The organism is Brachybacterium horti (genome assembly GCF_054777615.1).
Genome location: NZ_BAAHAM010000001.1, coordinates 812,664 through 829,577 on the forward strand (window position 1 = coordinate 812,664; position 16,914 = coordinate 829,577).

The 16,914-nt window shown below is 70.2% G+C and carries 14 protein-coding genes and 1 pseudogene; 7 read left to right on the forward strand and 8 right to left on the reverse strand.

The window, feature by feature from the left end; translation table 11 throughout:
• Positions 1–63: 63 nt before the first annotated feature.
• Positions 64–1,770 (reverse strand): choice-of-anchor G family protein, encoded by a 1,707-nt coding sequence (locus ACYVAP_RS03735; RefSeq protein WP_498859592.1) that lies wholly within the window; start codon positions 1,768–1,770, stop codon positions 64–66.
• A 343-nt stretch (positions 1,771–2,113) separates the two neighbouring features.
• Between ACYVAP_RS03735 and ACYVAP_RS03740 the strand changes: the two genes are divergently transcribed.
• Positions 2,114–2,683, forward strand: coding sequence for a low molecular weight phosphatase family protein (locus ACYVAP_RS03740; protein ID WP_498859593.1), 570 nt, complete (start codon positions 2,114–2,116; stop codon positions 2,681–2,683).
• Here the strand turns inward: ACYVAP_RS03740 and ACYVAP_RS03745 are convergent.
• Genes ACYVAP_RS03745 through manA form a run of 3 tightly spaced genes read right to left on the reverse strand, consistent with a single transcriptional unit; the run spans position 2,646 to position 5,319 of the window.
• Positions 2,646–3,815 (reverse strand): hypothetical protein, encoded by a 1,170-nt coding sequence (locus ACYVAP_RS03745; RefSeq protein WP_498859594.1) that lies wholly within the window; start codon positions 3,813–3,815, stop codon positions 2,646–2,648. The genes ACYVAP_RS03740 and ACYVAP_RS03745 overlap by 38 nt on opposite strands.
• Positions 3,812–4,120 (reverse strand): PqqD family peptide modification chaperone, encoded by a 309-nt coding sequence (locus ACYVAP_RS03750; protein ID WP_498859595.1) that lies wholly within the window; start codon positions 4,118–4,120, stop codon positions 3,812–3,814. The genes ACYVAP_RS03745 and ACYVAP_RS03750 overlap by 4 nt, the downstream gene beginning before the upstream one ends.
• Positions 4,117–5,319: a mannose-6-phosphate isomerase, class I gene (gene manA / locus ACYVAP_RS03755; RefSeq protein WP_498859596.1), complete on the reverse strand. Its 1,203-nt coding sequence runs from the start codon at positions 5,317–5,319 to the stop codon at positions 4,117–4,119. Before manA ends, ACYVAP_RS03750 begins: the two co-directional genes overlap by 4 nt.
• A gap of 69 nt (positions 5,320–5,388) precedes the next feature.
• Between manA and ACYVAP_RS03760 the strand changes: the two genes are divergently transcribed.
• Positions 5,389–6,279 carry a nucleotidyltransferase family protein gene (locus tag ACYVAP_RS03760; protein WP_498859597.1) on the forward strand — a complete coding sequence of 297 codons (891 nt, stop codon included), beginning with the start codon at positions 5,389–5,391 and terminating at the stop codon, positions 6,277–6,279.
• A 46-nt stretch (positions 6,280–6,325) separates the two neighbouring features.
• Here ACYVAP_RS03760 and ACYVAP_RS03765 read toward each other — a convergent pair.
• Together ACYVAP_RS03765 and ACYVAP_RS03770 are read right to left on the reverse strand one after the other, a co-directional pair.
• A pseudogene (locus tag ACYVAP_RS03765) lies at positions 6,326–6,751 on the reverse strand (VanZ family protein); the annotation flags it as partial.
• 2 nt (positions 6,752–6,753) lie between these two features.
• Positions 6,754–8,253: a sugar transferase gene (locus ACYVAP_RS03770; protein WP_498859598.1), complete on the reverse strand. Its 1,500-nt coding sequence runs from the start codon at positions 8,251–8,253 to the stop codon at positions 6,754–6,756.
• A gap of 500 nt (positions 8,254–8,753) precedes the next feature.
• On the opposite strand from ACYVAP_RS03770, the gene ACYVAP_RS03775 reads away from it, so the two are divergent.
• Complete coding sequence (locus ACYVAP_RS03775; protein WP_498859599.1) at positions 8,754–10,010, forward strand: glycosyltransferase; 1,257 nt, start codon at positions 8,754–8,756, stop codon at positions 10,008–10,010.
• Between the two features lie 6 nt (positions 10,011–10,016).
• On the opposite strand, the gene ACYVAP_RS03780 is transcribed toward ACYVAP_RS03775, so the two are convergent.
• Positions 10,017–12,011 carry an ABC transporter ATP-binding protein gene (locus ACYVAP_RS03780; protein ID WP_498859851.1) on the reverse strand — a complete coding sequence of 665 codons (1,995 nt, stop codon included), beginning with the start codon at positions 12,009–12,011 and terminating at the stop codon, positions 10,017–10,019.
• A gap of 23 nt (positions 12,012–12,034) precedes the next feature.
• Here ACYVAP_RS03780 and ACYVAP_RS03785 point away from each other — a divergent pair, with 23 nt between their 5' ends.
• The 4 genes from ACYVAP_RS03785 (at position 12,035) to ACYVAP_RS03800 (ending at position 15,781) form a co-directional block, all read left to right on the forward strand.
• The gene (locus ACYVAP_RS03785) at positions 12,035–13,189 is read left to right on the forward strand and encodes a glycosyltransferase family 4 protein (protein WP_498859600.1); all 1,155 of its coding nucleotides are present in this window, start codon (positions 12,035–12,037) and stop codon (positions 13,187–13,189) included.
• Positions 13,186–14,052: a glycosyltransferase family 32 protein gene (locus ACYVAP_RS03790; protein WP_498859601.1), complete on the forward strand. Its 867-nt coding sequence runs from the start codon at positions 13,186–13,188 to the stop codon at positions 14,050–14,052. The genes ACYVAP_RS03785 and ACYVAP_RS03790 overlap by 4 nt, the downstream gene beginning before the upstream one ends.
• Positions 14,049–14,897: a glycosyltransferase family 2 protein gene (locus ACYVAP_RS03795; protein WP_498859602.1), complete on the forward strand. Its 849-nt coding sequence runs from the start codon at positions 14,049–14,051 to the stop codon at positions 14,895–14,897. Before ACYVAP_RS03790 ends, ACYVAP_RS03795 begins: the two co-directional genes overlap by 4 nt.
• Before the next feature lie 113 nt (positions 14,898–15,010).
• On the forward strand, positions 15,011–15,781 hold the full coding sequence (locus tag ACYVAP_RS03800) for a capsular polysaccharide synthesis protein (RefSeq protein ID WP_498859603.1): 771 nt from the start codon (positions 15,011–15,013) through the stop codon (positions 15,779–15,781).
• A gap of 7 nt (positions 15,782–15,788) precedes the next feature.
• Here ACYVAP_RS03800 and ACYVAP_RS03805 read toward each other — a convergent pair whose 3' ends face one another.
• Entirely contained in the window at positions 15,789–16,913 is a 1,125-nt protein-coding gene (locus tag ACYVAP_RS03805) for a glycosyltransferase family protein (protein WP_498859604.1), read from the reverse strand.
• Position 16,914 lies beyond the last annotated feature (1 nt).

Genomic DNA, 16,914 nt, shown 5'->3' on the forward strand with positions numbered 1-16,914 from the left:
CCGGCGCCCTGGTGGGCGCCGGCCGCTTCGCGTCGACTGAGCGCTTGAGATCGCGCCTCGGACTCAGACGCCAGGAGTCGCCGCCGGAGCTGCCGAACTGGCGACCTGGCTCGTCGGACCGACCGACCCTCGCGCGAGGTACAGGTCGAGGACATCCAGAGCACCGACCACGCTGAGGTGGAGGGCTGCGACGTCGTAACGGCCGCTAGTGAGTCCGCTCCAGCCACTGGGTTCAGCGAACGCATCAGGTGTCGCCGGAGCGTTGTTCGCGCCAGGATCGTTCTGTGCGTTCAGCTGGATCTGAATCACGTCGACCAGGAGCGAGAAGACTGAGCCGAGGAGGTCATGAAGCGGCTCAAGTGCGTTCGTCAGCGCGGTGCGCAGGGCGCCCTCGATGAGGGGCCTCACAGTATTGCGAATGACGTTTGCTCCGGTGGATCCCAGATTAATAATGAGGAGCTTGACGTCCAGATCGTTCAAGGGGCCGGAGATGGTGACGACGTCGACCATCGCCCCAAGCAGTCCAACTCCAGCCTTGATCTTGATGTTGACGCTGACGGCGCTGAGCAGGCTGTCGAACAGCCAGGTCGTGATTCCATCAACGACAGACGCGACCGCGTTGGTCGCTCCCTGCGTCGTCGTATCGACGAAGAGCGTCGAGTTGGGTGCCGCAGTGTTCAGATAGTCACCGCTGGAGTCATAGCCGACGCCTGCCGCTTCAGCAAGATCGATCACGATCTTCCCGCCGTCCGAAAGCGAGATCGAGAGTGGCTGCGGGCCTCCCGTCGGCGCAGGGATGGTGTCCCCGAGGCTCTCGGTGGAGACTGACACGCTTGCCTCGATCTGGGCAGTGGACTGAATAAGCCCGTAGGCAACAGGACCAAGCACGGGGATGGCATTGATCGCATCGAGCACGTCGTCGAGCAATGCTCCCGCGTCGATGTCAACAGTCAAGTTGGTCAGCGTGTCAAAGACGCCCGCGACGAGCGAATCCGATGCCGGCACCACCGTCAGCAGAAGATGCGCCACCAGGTACTTGCGAGTGAGCTCCGCTGCGACATCGGGCTCGCAGTTCTGCTCGGCGATGGCGCTCGCAGCAAGCGCTCCGATCGACAGGGAGAGCGCGTCGACGCCGGTCGCCGTATTGACCAGGGCACCCACGACCGGGAAGCTCCCGAGCAGCGGAGAGTTGAGGAGCGACCGAAGATCGATGGTTCCGAACTCCGGCATCCCTGCACCGCCGGGGCCGTCCAGCTGGATGACCCCCGATCCATCGACAAGTCCCGAAGCCCCCTTCTCCACGCCTTCGCGATCTGCGAGAGCGAACTGGTTGTAGGCCCCCACCCCTTGGTCGGCCACCAGCTGGAGAATGCTGGACAGGGCGGGAGTGACGGTTCCCAGATCGATGTTCAGCGTGTCGAGCAGTTCCACGTCGAGCACATCAGCGCGAGCATCCACCGAAGGAAGATTCGACGGCGCAACTGCCGTCCCGTATCCACCATCTGGGGTGCTGGCGATCACTCCATTGAGGCTTGCGAGCTCAACCGGAGTGGACTCCTCGCCCAGACCGATGTTGATGAGCTGCCCACTCAGGATGCGACCTCGCCCAATGCCGTCGAACTGTCCCGAGACACAGCTGACAGCAAAGGCCGGCGCGGCGGAGGCCGCGGCGACGACGGGGACGGACCAGGCGGCGCCTCGCATGAGGGCGCGGCGGGAGGGGGCGGGCCGGTGCGCGGGGCGCGGCTCGACGGAACGGGGGACGGGCACGAGGACCTCTTCTCACGCTGGGGCGCCTCCGGCCTGCGGGCAGGACGGGGGTCGGTCTCGACAATGACGGGACATGCTCCGCAGGCCCTCGAAAGGGACCGGCGCTGTGGGTTCGATGCGGCCGCGACCAGGAGCGTCCTCGTGCCGACCATCTGGTTGAGATGGTTTCACGCACCCGCGTGGGGTATCCGGCATATCGGACAGGTCCGAGATTTCGACATACAGTCGTGACCTTACCTGTCGGTAGCGGCTCACAGCCCGCTGACCAGCAGTGGAAGCATCGTTCCTACGCCGTCACAATCCGTGATCGTCGTCGCCCATCGGCCGTCGTAGCCTGGTCCGCGTGACCCCGCACGCCGCCCCGCTCCGCGCCCGCGCGCTCCCCCGCGTGCTCGTCGTGTGCACCGGCAACGTGTGCCGCTCCCCCTTCGCCGAGCTGCTGCTGCGCGCCCGTGTCCCCGGCCTCGAGGTCGCCAGCCGCGGCATCGACGCGCTCGAGGGGAACGCCATGGAGGGGCAGATGCGCACCCTGCTCGAGGCACGGGACGTCGACGCCTCCGGCTTCCGAGCGTGTCAGGTCGACGCGGCGGACCTCGACGCCGATCTCGTGCTGACGATGTCCGCCCGGCAGCGGGCCTACCTCCTGGACGAGTACCCGCAGGTCGCCCGGCGCACCGGCCTGCTGGGCGCCGTCCCCGCGCTGCGCGAGACGGCCCAGTCAGAGGGCGGCCTCAGCCCCTCGCTCATCGCCTCGTGGACCCGGCGGCCCGTCACCCGGCAGCACGAGGTGCCGGACCCCTTCCGGCGCCCGCTCGAGGAGGCCCGCGCCACGGCCGATCTCCTGGACCGGCACGTGGAGTCGCTCGCCGCGCTGCTCAGGCCGTCGGCCCCCGGCTCGCCCAGCCCGCGCTGACCAGCTGCTCGATCGCGTCCTCGACGAGCTCACGGCTGCGGGGATGCGGCCCGATCTGCGCGGCCACCTCCGTCTCGAGCTCCCCCACGTCGAGCCCGCCCGCCTCGCACACCAGCTGCCAGACCAGGCCCAGCAGGCCGGGCAGATGCACCACCTGGCCGGCGGTGAGCACGACGGCGCCGTCGGCGGTGGCGACGGCGTCCGCGAAAGGGACGACCCGCACCTTGCCGGGCCGCGTGGCGCCCCGGCCCGGTGCCGCGACGATCGGCATCCAGGGCTCCTCCTCAGCGGGAGGTGCCTGGTCGAGCAGCCCCGTGATCGACTCCGCCTCGCGATAGCGCAGCGCCAGGGCGCCCCCGCAGCGGGTGAGCAGCTCCGCGATCCGCTGCAGGCCGCCGCCCTCGACGCGCCACAGCGAGGAGGACTGCTCGGCGAGGGCGACGAGCGCCTCGTGCAGCGGGGCCCGCACCGCCGAGTCACCGACGGGCTCGACGGCCGACGAGGCCGGCCCGGGCGCGTCCGCCGCGGCGTCCTTCACGCGGCGCAGGAGCAGAACCCGCGCCGGCGCCGCGGCGCTCGCCTGCGCGCTCAGGCCGAGGCTCGCGAGCGACAGGTCCCGCTTCCCGAGCCCCGGGGTCCCCGGCTCCACGCGGGAGACGGGCTTGGGGAAGCCGGTGACGGCGAAGGTCTCCGGGTCCAGGATCCCGAGCTCGTCGGAGAGGTACCCCGCGCCGCGGGAGAGCACGCTGGTCGCCGTCGACTTCCCGGCACCGGAGGGCCCCACCAGCAGGAGCGTGCCGTGGCGAGGGTGGTCCACCACTCCGGCGTGCAGGAGGATCCGACGGCCGATCAGGCGCTCGATCACGCGCCGCGTGATCAGCCCGGAGACCTCGTAGGCGGCGCCGGGACCGGGACGGATCCGGCTCGCTCCCGCGCTCCCCGTCTCCTCCGGGGCGAGGAGCTCGAGGCGCAGAGGATCCTCCCCCGGCGCCTCGACGCGGCCCTCCGGGTCGAGGAGCTGCGGGGCCCAGAGCTCGCGCAGCTCGGCGGCGAGCGCGGCATGGCCCTCGTGGAGGACGAGCTCGACCTGCAGCCCGCCGACGGCGAGGCGCAGCGGAGCGGGATCCGTCATCGGCCCTCCTCGGAAAGACTCTCGACGAGGCCGGAGAGGACGAGCTGGTCGAGGAAATCCCCGATCGACGCCTCCGCGTCGTCCGGCATCCCCTCGATGTTCGCGTGCAGGTGGGCGGCGATCTGCGCGGGGGTGAGCGCCGCTCCGTCACCGGTGCGGCCGCCGTCCTCCCAGGCGCCCAGGCTCTCGAGCACGAGCTCGCCGACCCCGTCCAGGTGCACGATCGGACCGTGCGGCAGCGCGCCGATCCACACACCGTCCTCGTCCTGCTCGAGCACGTGCGGCCGCAGCCGGAAACGGGTCACGGGACGCTCGCCTGTGCGAAGCGCCCCGCGCCGCCGGCCCGCAGCACCCCGGCCGTGGCCGGCACGAACACGGCGCGCCCGGCGGGGAGGCGGGAGCGGCCGGAGTCCGTCTGCAGGAGCACCTCCCCCTCGAGGCCCAGCACGATGCGGGGGCCTCCCCCGGGGACGAGGTGCCGGGGCTGGAAGCGGCCCGGGGCGTCCTCGAGGTCCGTGATCGACAGCTCGAAGTCGTCCACCGGGGCGTAGTAGGCGACGCTGCGCGGGGTCTGCCGCTCCGGGGCGACGCGCAGCGGAGGCGCCGCCGCGACGCTCACGCACTGCAGCATCTCCTCGGCGTCGACCTTCTTCGGGGTCAGCCCCGCACGCAGCACGTTGTCGCTCGCGGCCATAATCTCGATGCCCATGCCGTGCACGTACGCGTGCAGGATGCCCGCGGGCACGAACATCGCCTCCCCCGGCTGCAGCGTGACGGGGTTCAGCAGCAGCGCGGCGACGACGCCCGCGTCCCCGGGATGGTGCTCGGCGAGGGTGACGACCGTGCGGTCGATGCGCGGGGACGGGGAGGTGGCCGCGTCCAGCCGCGCCCGGCACGCCTCGACGACCTCGTCCACCGCGGCGGCAGGCGGCCGCATCGAGCTCGCGATGAGGGTCCGGAAGGCGGCGCGCATGCCGTGCGCCGTCGGGTTGTCCACGAGCAGACGGTGCAGGCGGTCGGTGAGCGGCGTGCCGAGACCGTCGAGGATCGCGGCCGCCCGACGGGGCGTGCGGAACCCGCACAGCGCCGTGAAGCGGGTGAGGGCCACGACCATCTCCGGCTTGTGGTTCGCGTCGCGATAGTTGCGCAGCGGCGAGTCCAGCGGCAGGCCCGCGGCGGTCTCCGCCGCGAAGGACTCCGCGGCGTGCTCGCGGGTGGGATGCACCTGCAGGGACAGCGGCTGCTCCGGCGCGATGACCTTCAGCAGGTAGGGCAGGGCGTCGCCGAAGCCGTTGCGCACGCCGTCGCCGAGCATCCGGTGCGGGTCCGCCGAGATCACCTCGTCCAGCCGGGTGCCCCCGCCGAGGTGCGAGGGCGCGAGCGGGTGGGCCCCGAACCAGACCTCCGCCCACGGGGTGCCGTCGGCCTCACGGCCCAGGAACTCCGGCAGCGCGGTCGTGGAGCCCCATGCGTAGTGCTGCACGTGCCCGTCGAGCTCCCACATGCCGCGCCCCGGCCTCCTCTCGCTCCCCATGTCGCCCAGTGTGGCGCATCCGCTCCTAGACTCGGCCGGGTGAGCGCGAGTCTGGAGGTCCCCGATGCCGTGCGCCTCCGTCTGGCGCACGGGGTCCTGCAGCATCATGCCGCCGACCTCGGGGCCCGGATCCTCCATCTCAAAGGTTCCGCCCTGCACCCGCTGCTCGCGGAGGGGCGCCGCTCCTCCACCGACTGCGACGTGCTCGTCGACCCCGGTGACGTGCCCGGCTACTGCCGCCTGCTCGAGGGGCAGGGCTGGGCGCAGGTGACGAGCTTCGAGCACGGCAGCGTCTTCGGCCATGCCGCGACCTTCCACCATCCCCTGTGGGGCACCGTCGACGTCCACCGCTCCTTCCCCGGCGTGGACCGGGACCCGGCGCTGACCTTCGAGACGCTGTGGGAGGCGCGGGAGACCCGGGACCTCGGCGGCGTGGACTGCGCCGTCCCCGCGCTCCCCGCGCAGCGCCTGCTGCTCCTCGTCCACGCCGCGCGGGACTCGATGGGGAGGGCCGGTCACGACGTCCGCGTCTCCTGGACCGACGCGACCTCCGCCGAGCGCGCGGAGATCGACGCCCTCGGCGAGCGCCTCGGCGCGCGGGTCCCGCTCGCCCTGGTCACCGATCGCCCCGAGCGGGCGCGCGGCGGTGCCGGGGAGCACCTGTGGACGGCGACCCGCGCGGGCGCCGGCCCCACCCAGATCTGGATCGCCCGGCTGAGGGACGCGCGGGGGCCGCGGGAGCGGGCCGCTCTGCTGGTCGCCGCGCTCCACGTCAACCCCGACCATCTGGCGCTGAGGCTGGGCCATGATCCGAGCCAGCAGGAGCTCCGTCGGGAGAGCCGGGACCGGTGGTTCCGGGCTGCCCAGCAGCTGCGGGGGATGCTGCGTCGTCGGCTTCCGGGCCGGCGGCCGTCGGGCCCGAGGCCTTGAGGCGGGGCCGGGCGAGCACGGCCCGTCGGACCGCCCTCCCCAGCAGCACGCCGAGCGCCGCGCCGGCCGTGTTCGCGAGCACGTCGCCGATCGACGCCTCCCGGGTCCCGAGGGAGAGCTGATGCAGCTCGACCGCCCCGGAGACCGCCGCCGCGGCGAGCACCCACCACCAGCTCGGCACGAGCACGGCGAGCGCCGCGAACACCGGGACGAAGAGCAGGACGTTCGCGAGCACCGCGAAGTCCTCCGGGGAGACCGCGCCGCCGAGGCCCAGCGGGACCACGGTCGCCTGCCAGACGGCGACGTTGGCGCGGTTCACGGCCCAGCCGTCCGAGGTCAGCAGCAGCACCCCGCCGGCCGCGGGCACGGCGAGCAGGACGAGCAGGGCGAGGGCGATCAGCCAGCGCGGCAGGCGCGCGGGGGCGCGGCCGGCGTCTCCCTGCGGGGCGCCGCGGGACGCGCCCGCCGCCACCGTCAGTACGCCCCGGAGGAGGCGAGCACGGCGCGGACCGTGCGCACGAGGATCTGGATGTCCTGGATGAAGGACCAGTTGTCGACGTAGTAGAGGTCCAGGCGCACCGTCTCCTCCCAGGAGAGGTCGCTGCGCCCGGAGACCTGCCAGAGGCCGGTGATGCCGGGGCGCACGTCGAGCCGGCGGCGCGCGTCGTCGTCGTAGACCGCGGCCTCCCGCGGCAGGGCAGGGCGGGGGCCGACGAGGCTCATGTCCCCGCGCAGCACGTTCCACAGCTGGGGCAGCTCGTCGAGGGAGTAGCGGCGCAGGAACCGGCCCGGGCGGGTGATCCGCGGGTCGTGGCGCATCTTGAACATGACGGCATTGCCGCGGTCCTGCACGGCGCGCTCCGTCATCTCCACCCGGATCGCCTCGGCGTCGGTGACCATCGTGCGGAACTTCAGGAAGCTGAACTCGACGCCGCCGCGGCCCACGCGCTGCTGGCGGAAGATCACCGGGCCGCCGTCGTGCCGGTGCACGATCACCGCGGTCACCGCGAGCACCGGCGAGAGGAGCACCAGCAGCACGGCGCTGACCACCACGTCGAAGGCGCGCTTCGTCCAGCGCAGCGCCTCCCGCGAGCGCGGCAGGTCCATGTGCACGAGCGGCAGGCCCGCGACCGGGCGCATCTGCACGCGCCCCGCGGAGATCTCCGAGAGCGCGGGCGCCACGATGACGCTCACCTCCTGGTCCTCGAGCTGCCAGGCCGTGCGACGGAACTCCTCCGCGCTCGCATGGGCGCCCGCGGTGAACAGCAGCACCCCCGGGCGCACGGCGTCGACGATCTGCAGGAGATCCGCCTCGCGGCCCAGCACCGGGATGCCGAGACGGGACGCGGGCTCGACGGCGCCGTCGTAGGTCACCGCACCCACCACGTCGTAGCCCAGCCAGCTCTCGCGGTGCAGCGTGCGCGCGATGCCGTCCACGTGCCCGATCCCGCCCACGGCGATCACGCCCTGGCGGAACCGGCCCCGGCGACGCATCGAGTTCAGCACCCGGCGCAGGATCACCCGGGTGAGCAGCATGAGCGGCGGGCCGATGACGAACAGGGCGACGAAGAACGCGCGGGACAGCTCGATCTGGGCGAGGTAGACGAGCGCGCCCACGAGGCCCGCCGCGGCCGCGGAGGCGTGCACGACGTTCGTGTACAGCTCCGTGCCGGAGGGGACGAGCCGGGCGTCGTACCCGCGGAAGAACACGATCGCGAGCAGCCAGCCGATCCCGATCACCCAGGCGGAGTCCGTGACGTTCTCGGAGAGGTCCCCGGCACGGCCCAGCAGCGCCTGCCGCACGGCGAAGGAGCCGAGCACGGCGACGAGGATCGCGAGCGCATCGGTGAGCACCATGATGAGGACGAGCCGGCGGCGCAGCACGCGCGCACCAGGGGAGGCAGGGAGCGGCGAGGGGGCCTCGTGGAGGTCGCCGGCCGGGGAGGTCGTGACGGAGGGACGTGCGAGCGACATCCGGCTCCTCCCCTTCCCATGACGACGCGGCAGGGTGGACTGGGGCGGCCACGTCGTCGTGCCGCCCTTCCCCACCCGAGGCTGATCGTAACGCCCGGTTTCCAGGGGAAACAACCGATTCGTGGCCGGTTGCACGCGGCTCAGGCACGAACCTGCTCAGTGACCGACCGGTATTCGAACGAACGGGTCCGGAGCGCCACGTCAGAGGCTCCGCCCACCATCCGCCGAGACTCCGCACCGGCCGCTACGCCGCCGCATCAGGACGCCCGTCCCCTCGCGGCGGCGACCTGTCTCCCGAACTCACAGTTCTCTCTCGGGGCTTGCTCGGCACCAGCTCATGGCCTGCTCAACCCACGGGGACGTCGGGCATCGAGCGGCCGTCTCCCTCGAGGTGTCGCCGGCGGGCACCGTCGACCGGCCTGCTCACGGCACCTGTCTGCCGTTACAGTGAACCGGTCCTGACCCCCGGGAGCACTTCCCACGGACGCGAGAGGGGCGCGATGCCCACTACGGTCAGCCCTCGACGAATCGTCGTCGTCTCCCCGGTTCCTGCGCTCGAGGTGCCCCTGCACGCCGGTGGCCTCCTCCTCACCAGGATCGTGCGCGCATATCTCTCGACCGGCGCAGAGGTCACCGTCCTCATCCCTGCCACGGTCGCCAACGCCGAGACACTGCGCCTCCATGCGGCCGCTGCACCCACTCTCCTCCTCGGGAGGCCGCGGGACCATCGAGGTGCTCACCGGACGCTGCTGACCGCCGTGCACCGCATGCAGCCCCTGCTCCCCGCGCGCGGGCTGGCCGACGCCCCCTGGCACTTCATCGGGGACCTTCTCCTCGACCGTTCAGTCCATGCGCTGCTGCGCAGCGCGGACGTCGTGGATCTGCAGTGGGAGGAGTACGGCCATCTCGCCCCCTTGATCCGACGCCTGGCCCCCGCGGCATCCCTCACCTGCATGTTCCACGACGTCAACGACCAGAAGCTCGGACGAGCCGTCGACGCCGCCGCCTCGCCGGAGGAGCGTCACCGAGCCGATGAGCGCCGCAGGATCAACCTCCGCCGGCTCGGGCGATCACAGCGTGCCCTGGACCGCGGGTTCGTGCTCTCGGACAAGGACCGTCGCCTCCTCTCGAAGATCGCGCCGGCCCTGCGGCTGACGGTCGTCCCACCGCCCCTGGTCGATGCGAGCACTCCTCTCACCGATGTCAGCGCTCGTCCTCCGGTGGCAGGTTTCGTCGGTGCACTCCGCCGTCATGAGAACCGCGACGCCGCGATCAGGCTTGCCACGAGGATCTGGCCCACCGTGCACAAGGCACGACCGGACGCCGCGCTCCGCATCATCGGTGGTGGTCTCGAGGACGAGCCGCGGACACGGCTCACCGGCATTCCCGGCGTGGAGCTCACCGGCTTCATCGAGGACCTCGAAGAGGCCTATGCCGGCCTGCGCTTGACCGTCTCGCCGCTCGACCGTGGGGCCGGGGTGAAGTTCAAGGTCGTCGAGTCGATCGTCCGAGGCATCCCGACTCTCACGACGCCCGTGGGGGCCGAGGGCATCGACCAGGGGCTGTTCGCCCTCGTCTCGGACGATGACGAGATCCTGGCACATGGCGTTCTCGCGGCGATGAACGATGACGCCGTGGCCGCCGCCGCGCACGCGGCCGCGGTGCGTGCACGACGGACCTACGGCCTCGACGTCTTCGAGATGCACTATCTCGACGCTATCGAGACGACGCTCGACGTGGCACGTCGTTCGCGCTGAACGAGCTCATTCCCCGACCTCGAGCCGCCCGAGCTCCACGAGCCGAGCGAACTCGGGGACCTGGCGGTGAAGATCTGTCATCGTCCCCCGCCCTGCAAGATGCCCCTCGGAGAAGAAGAGGATCTCATCGGCGTTCTTGACGGTGGAGAGACGGTGAGCGATCACGATGACCGTGAGCTCACCGTGCAGCGCGGCGATGGTCTCGGTGATCTGGTGCTCGGTCTCGTTGTCGAGCGCGCTGGTGGCCTCGTCGAGGATCAGCACCCGAGGCCGCGCGTAGAGCGCTCGGGCGATCCCGATGCGCTGCGCCTGGCCTCCGGAGACACGGACCCCGCCGTCACCGACCCACTGGCCGAGCCCCTCGGGCTGCTCTGCGACGAACTCCTCGAGCCTCGCGCGACGCACGACGTCGGCGAGATGCGCTTCGTCGACCTCGCTCGTCGGCTCACCGAAGGTGATGAGATCGCGGATCGGGGCGTCCCAGAGATAGACACGCTGCGAGACCACAGCGACCTCGGACATCCACCGTCGCGGCTCCTCGGCAATGTCCATCCCCCCCACCGTGATCGTTCCGGCGCTCGGGCGGAGGAGGCCCGTGAGAAGATCCGCGAACGTGGACTTCCCTGCTCCGGAGGAGCCGACCAGCGCGACGGTGGTGCCCCGCTCGATGGTGACGTCGACATCGGCGAGGACGTCCCGGCTTCCCGTGGCGTACCGGAAGCCGAGACCCGCGACCACGATGCTCTCGTCGGGGACCGGCGGATGGCGCCCTTCCTCGAGGCTGAGGTCGAGTCTCCCCGGTTCACTCTCGAGCTCCTCGATCTCCTTCGCTGCGAACGCAAGATTCGGCATCGCGGACCGGAGACTGTTCGTCGTCGCCACCACGCGGTTGAGCGCGGGGACGATCCTCACCGCACCGGCCGCGAACACCGCGAGCAGACCGAAGGCCGTCCCCTCGTCGTAGATACCGAAGAGCAGGAGGGCGATCAGGAGGATCCCGACGATCATGGCGATCTCGAGCAGGTATTTCGGGGACTCCCCGAGGATCCCCTGGCGCTGCGACGTGCGCGCGTACGCCTCCCGGTTCACTCGATAGCGTTCGAGGAACAGTGGCTCCCTCCGGAAGATCCTTGTCTCGCGGAAGCCCTCGATAGCAGGGTTCAGATGGGCCCATGCGTCCTGTTCGAGGGCGAGACCCTGCAGGCCGTACTTGTACGCGAACGGCTTGAAGACCCTGGCGACCAGGAGGGCTGTGCCTCCGAAGACGAGGATCGCCAGGACCGAGGCGAGCGGCGCCATGACGAGCAGCGTCAGGAAGATGGCGACGATGGCGAGGGCGTCCGTGATGATGAGGATCCCTCCCAGCAGCACCCCGCTGAAGGCCTGCGGGACTGCGCTGGTGATCGCCTGCAGCATCCCCGATCGGGAACGACGCCGGAACCCCTCGTAGTCAGAGCGGAGATACCTCTCGAGCATCGCCGCCTGAGCCACCGCGAGTGCCCTGTTCACGACCCCCAGGCTCCACCACCGGATGCCGATCAGCCCCAGGTTCTTCGTCACGAAGGCGATGCCGACGATGAGCGTCACCGAGAGCAGCAGCGCCTGCCGGTCGTCGGTCCCGACGACCGGCACCACGAATCGCTGCACGACGCCGGGGACCGCGGCCGGAGACATGAGCATCTGGGTGAGCGGCAGCATCAGCGCAACCGCGACGAGGTCGAGGAGCGCCGAGATCAGGGACGTGACCAACAGACCGATCAGACTTCCCCGCATCCGCCACGGGACGATCCCCATGACGGTGCGCAGCTGATCGATCGTGGCACGGATGCCGACGGACTTCGCGGATGTCATGGCCACCTTCCACCGTGCGGTAGGGATTCGGCCGACGCGCCCAGCATCCCTCGTCACCTGCCATATCCTACGGACGGAACGGACGAGTCGCCGTTCCGCGGTCCCGAGATCACGGAGGAGAACCTCGTGGCACGTCCTGCCGCCCACCACGACCAACTGGTCAGGGAGACGCCGTGAGCGAGCGGGGCGACGGCATCATCGTCGCGAGCCCATGGGACCTCACCTCCGCCCGCTCGTGGTCCGGCGTGGTTCTCCCCATGATGGACGCGCTGCGAGCCGAGTTCTCGCGAGTCGAGGTGGCACCGATCAGCACGGAGACAGCGCTCCTGGACCGTGCCGTCTCCCGCATGCAGGGCGCACGCGGCCTTGCCCACCTGCCGTCATGGTCACCGCCCACGACGCACCGGCGCAGCCGCTCCCTGGTGCGCGCGCTTGAGGCGCTCCCGGCGCACCTGCCGATCGTCGCGATCGCGGCCACCCCCGAGCTCGTCGACGTGCCGGCGACCCGTCGCATCCTCCAGATCACCGATTCCTCTTTCGCCTCTCTCGCGGCCACGTATCCGGACTTCCAGCGCGTCCCTGCCTCCGATCAGGTGAAGGCTCGGCGTACCGAGCGACAGGTCGCGATGAGGACCGAGTCATTCGTCGTCGCCACGCGCTGGAGCAAGGACAGGCTTGTCGAAGACGTCGGCGTGCCGGCGACCCGCGTACATGTCGCCCACTTCGGTCCGGCGATCGCCGCGACCGCCGATGATGCTTCCGATGAGCGTCAGCCACCTGAGCGAGATCAGCTGCGGCTGCTGTTCGTGGCGAGTGACTGGGAACGCAAGGGTGGGGATGTCGCGTTGGCGGCCGTCACAGAGCTCCGACGCCGAGGACACGACATCGGGCTCACCGTGGTCGGGGAGGTGGACCGTGACCTGCCGGCGTTCGTCCGTCGCGCCGGGCGTCTTGACCGTTCGGCGATGAGCAGGGCCTATCTGTCGCACGATGCACTCCTGGAACCGACCCGCGCCAGCGCCGGGGGCGTGGTCGTGACCGACGCTCTCCACCATGGGTTACCCGTGATCGCCTCGGCCATCGGGGGCCAGACCGATCTTGTCGTCGACGGCCGGACGGGGTGGCTCGTCGTCGATGACGGAACTCCGACGCCTTTCATCCGAGTGGTTGAGGATCGGATCCTGCACAGCGAATTCACGCACTTCTCGAGAGCCGCGCTCACGTGGGCGAGGGGCAATGCGTCCTGGGGGACGTGGGCGCGCGCTGTGCGTGCCGCGTTGGACGACCCGACCGGGGGTCAATCGGATTCGGAGGTGCAGCTCTCATGATGCTTGACGACGCGATGCGGGAGGCCAAACATCAGGCCTTCCTCGCCAGCAAGAAGGTTCGCCGCGCCGCGGAGCGCCACGCTCGGCGACGATTCGATGTCCGGCACGCACGACTCGAGGAGAAGCATCCTTTCGTCTACATCGACGGGATGTTCCCGCACACCTTCCTCAATCGTCCGGACCCGGCTGATGCTGAGCAGCTGGACGTGCCGAGCACCCTCTGGGTCGTATGGATCGGAGACGAGCCGAGCCCGCGCCGGGCAGAGGCGCTGGAAAACCTGCGCCGGACGCCCGGCGTCGACGTCCGGCTCATCGCATCCCCTGACGATGTGCTCGTGGACGGACATCCTGTCCATCCCGCGTTCTCGGACCTCCATGCGGTGCACCGGAGCGACTACCTCCGCGCATATGCCATGCACCACCACGGCGGCGCCTATCTGGACGTCAAGCCTCAATCCGTAGCGGTCCAACAGCTCATCGACCGCGTGAATTCTGACGAGACGGTGTGGGTGCTCGGCTACAGAGAGGTCACTTCCGAGTACGTCGGCGATCTTCCCCATGCACTGGGAGCTCATCTGCGCGCTCACTTCCGTGCGGCCCTCGGAACCTCTGCTTTCATCTGCCGCCCTCGTTCACTGTTCACCGCTGAGTGGATGAGAGAACTGCATGCGCGCCTGGACTATCTCCAGCCGCGCCTTCGGGAGGCGGATTTCGGCCAGGGAAATCCGTACTCGGCCCCCGCGAACTACCCCATCCGATGGACCGAGATCCTCGGCGACATCACGCAGCCCCTGTCCTTGAAGCACCAGGACCACATCCTCTTCACCGACCTGATCCGTCCGCAGCTGAAGGACTATCGATGACCGGGCCAGCACTCAGCGTCGTGATCCCCGCCTTCAACGCGGCGGCGACCATCGGGGACCAGCTCGCCGCTCTCATCGACCAGGAGAGTGCACCGCTGTTCGAGGTCATCGTCGCGGACAATCGATCCGGGGACGATACAGCGCGCGCCGCCCTGTCCTACAGCGATCGCCTGGACCTGCGCGTCGTTCCCGCCTACGAACGCCAAGGGGTCAACTGCGCGCGCAATGCTGGGATCTCGGCGGCGCAGGGAGCGATCATCGTGCTACTCGACGCCGACGATCGCGCGCACCCGCACGTGCTCGCCTCCTTCGCCGAGGCCTTGGCACAGAACCCCCGGCTGGGGATCGCCGGGGGCATCCTCAGCACTCGCGACCCCGAGACCTACGAGATGGAGCGCCCCCAGAATTACCTTCCCTACGTTCCCGGTGGAATCATGGCATTCCGCCGATCAGTCATCGACGCGATCGGTGGTTTCGATGAGAGCTTCGTCGGGGGACACGACGAGGTCGACTTCTGCTGGCGTGCTCAGCACGCAGGTTTTGAGATCACCCTCGCACGAGGAGCACTCCTAGACCGGGTCGAACGACCCACGATGCGAGGGGCTTTCCGGCAGTTCCGACGCTATGGGGCGACGTATGTGCAGCTGTGGGCGAAGCATCGCGACCGCGGGATCCCCGGGGGAACACCGCGGGGTGAGTGGCAGGTGATGCGCAAGACCCTCCGCGGCGTTCCGGGGCTATGGGCTCCGGACGAGCAGCATCGGCTCGCCGCTGCACGGGCGACGGGATGGACACTCGGCAGGTGGCAGGGGAATCTTCGGCATCACGTCTGGGGGCCACGGTGAACACCTCGAATCTCCGGGGATCCGCCCTGCACGCTGCGAGGCAGGTGAAGCACACGGGTTATGTCGCCACCAAGCGCGGCCGGCTCCTGGCGCAGAACTCCATGACTCGGGTGATGTCAGCCGCCTGGCGCGACCACGACGCGAGGCGTCCGTACGTGTACAGGCACGGGATGTACCGCAGGAGCTTCCTCAACTGGGACGCGCGCGCATCGGAGGGAGCACCGGACATCCCGCGCCGCATCTTCACCCTGTGGACCGGCGAGGGCGATCTCCCCGATGTCAGACGGCGCGGGCTCGATGAGCTCCGCCGAATGCAGGAGGGGATCGAGATCGTCCTGGTCACCCCCCGGAACATCGACGACTGGATAGTCCCTGGCCACCCGCTCCACCCCGCGTACGAGAACCTCTCACTGGTGCACAGGTCGGACTATCTGCGCGCGTATCTCCTCCACCACCACGGCGGCGGGTACAGCGATGTGAAGGCACCACGTCATCACTGGGGTCCTGCATTCGACCAGGCACACGGGGAAGGACACTGGCTGCTCGGGTATCCCGAGCGGTCAACGCAGTGGGTCGCCCAGCTCCCGCGCAAACTCGGCCGTGATCTGAAGCGCTACTTCAGGATCGTGCCCGGGGGCAGTGCGGCGATCACTCGAGCCGACTCGACGTTCACTCGCGAGTGGGTCGCCGAGATCGAACGACGCCTGGACTACTTGGCCCCTTTGCTGGCACAGAACCCCGGGGGGATCCGAAACGAGGTGTTGGCATACCCGGTGAGCTGGAATGACCTTCTCGCCAAGATCATCCATCCACTCGCTCTGAAGCACCACGAGCGACTGGCGCTGTCAGAACTGCTGACGCCGGACATCTCCTCCTACCGCTGAGCAGCGGTCACCTTCTCGAGGAAGTTCCCGCCACGCCCTGCAGCCTCTCGATGAACTGCTCCTCAGAGAACGCCCCGGCGTGCTGGCGGATCCGCTCCGGGTCCCAGTCCTCGCCCACCGATCGCGCGACGGCAGCGCCGATCAGCTCCGGCTCGGGCGCCTCGAAGAACAATCCGCTCACGCCCTCGCGGACGGTGTCGAGGTAGCCACCGGCGCGGAGGGCGAGCGTGGGCACGCCGTGCGCTCCGGCCTCGAGCGGGGTGAGGCCGAAGTCCTCGTGGCTCGCGGCGATCAGGTCCCGGGCGTTCGCGTAGGCCCAGCGCATCTGCGCGTCGGAGAGCCCCTCGACCAGGCGCACGTTCGGGCCGGCGAGCGCGTGGAGGCGGTCCCGCTCGGGGCCGCGGCCGATCACGAGCAGCCGCTCCTGCGGGAGCGCGTCGAAGGCGCGGATGACGGCGTCGACGTGCTTGTAAGGCTGGAGACGGGAGACCACGAGGTGGTGGCCACCGGCCGTGCCGCTCTCCCCCGCCCAGCCGGCGAGCACCGGGACCGGCTCCTGCGTGCCCTCGACGAGGTCCGGGCTGAACGGCGGGAACACGATCTCCGCCTCGCGGCCGTAGACCTGCCGGATCCGCTCCTGGACCACGGTGGAGTTCGCGAGGTAGACATCTCCCTTTGTGGCGGCGCGGCGGTCCCAGGGCGTGAGCACCGGGGTGAGGGCGGTCAGCGCAAGGCGCTTGGGGTCCCAGCGGCCGGCGTCCCCGAGATAGTCGTCCGGCAGGTAGAGCCAGCGCGCGGGCGAGTGACAGTAGACGATGCGCCGCCCGCGCGTGGGGAAGGCGTGCGCCCAGCCGGAGGAGGAGGCGATGACGACGTCCGCGTCGATGCGCAGGGCGGCGGAGGCGGGTGCCAGCAGCGGCAGCGCGAGCCGCGGGTCCCTCCGGAGCGGGCCGATCCGGTTCAGCGGGCCGGTGCGGATGTCAATGTCGCGGAACTCCGGGTACGTCTGCTCCGGGGCGTAGAAGTGCGTGTGGATGCGCGCCTCGGGGAAGGCCCGGGCGAGGGAGAGCACCACCCGCTCGGCGCCTCCGCGCTGGGTGAGGTAGTCATGAGCGATCGCGATGCGGGTCATC

Coding starts and splice junctions, on each gene's coding strand:
- ACYVAP_RS03800 (WP_498859603.1), top strand. CDS start 15,011: ATGTCAGCCGCCTGGCGCGACCACGACGCGAGGCGTCCGTACGTGTAC.
- ACYVAP_RS03790 (WP_498859601.1), top strand. CDS start 13,186: ATGATGCTTGACGACGCGATGCGGGAGGCCAAACATCAGGCCTTCCTC.
- ACYVAP_RS03795 (WP_498859602.1), top strand. CDS start 14,049: ATGACCGGGCCAGCACTCAGCGTCGTGATCCCCGCCTTCAACGCGGCG.
- ACYVAP_RS03745 (WP_498859594.1), bottom strand. CDS start 3,815: ATGACGGATCCCGCTCCGCTGCGCCTCGCCGTCGGCGGGCTGCAGGTC.
- ACYVAP_RS03775 (WP_498859599.1), top strand. CDS start 8,754: ATGCCCACTACGGTCAGCCCTCGACGAATCGTCGTCGTCTCCCCGGTT.
- manA (WP_498859596.1), bottom strand. CDS start 5,319: ATGTGGGAGCTCGACGGGCACGTGCAGCACTACGCATGGGGCTCCACG.
- ACYVAP_RS03805 (WP_498859604.1), bottom strand. CDS start 16,913: ATGACCCGCATCGCGATCGCTCATGACTACCTCACCCAGCGCGGAGGC.
- ACYVAP_RS03770 (WP_498859598.1), bottom strand. CDS start 8,253: ATGTCGCTCGCACGTCCCTCCGTCACGACCTCCCCGGCCGGCGACCTC.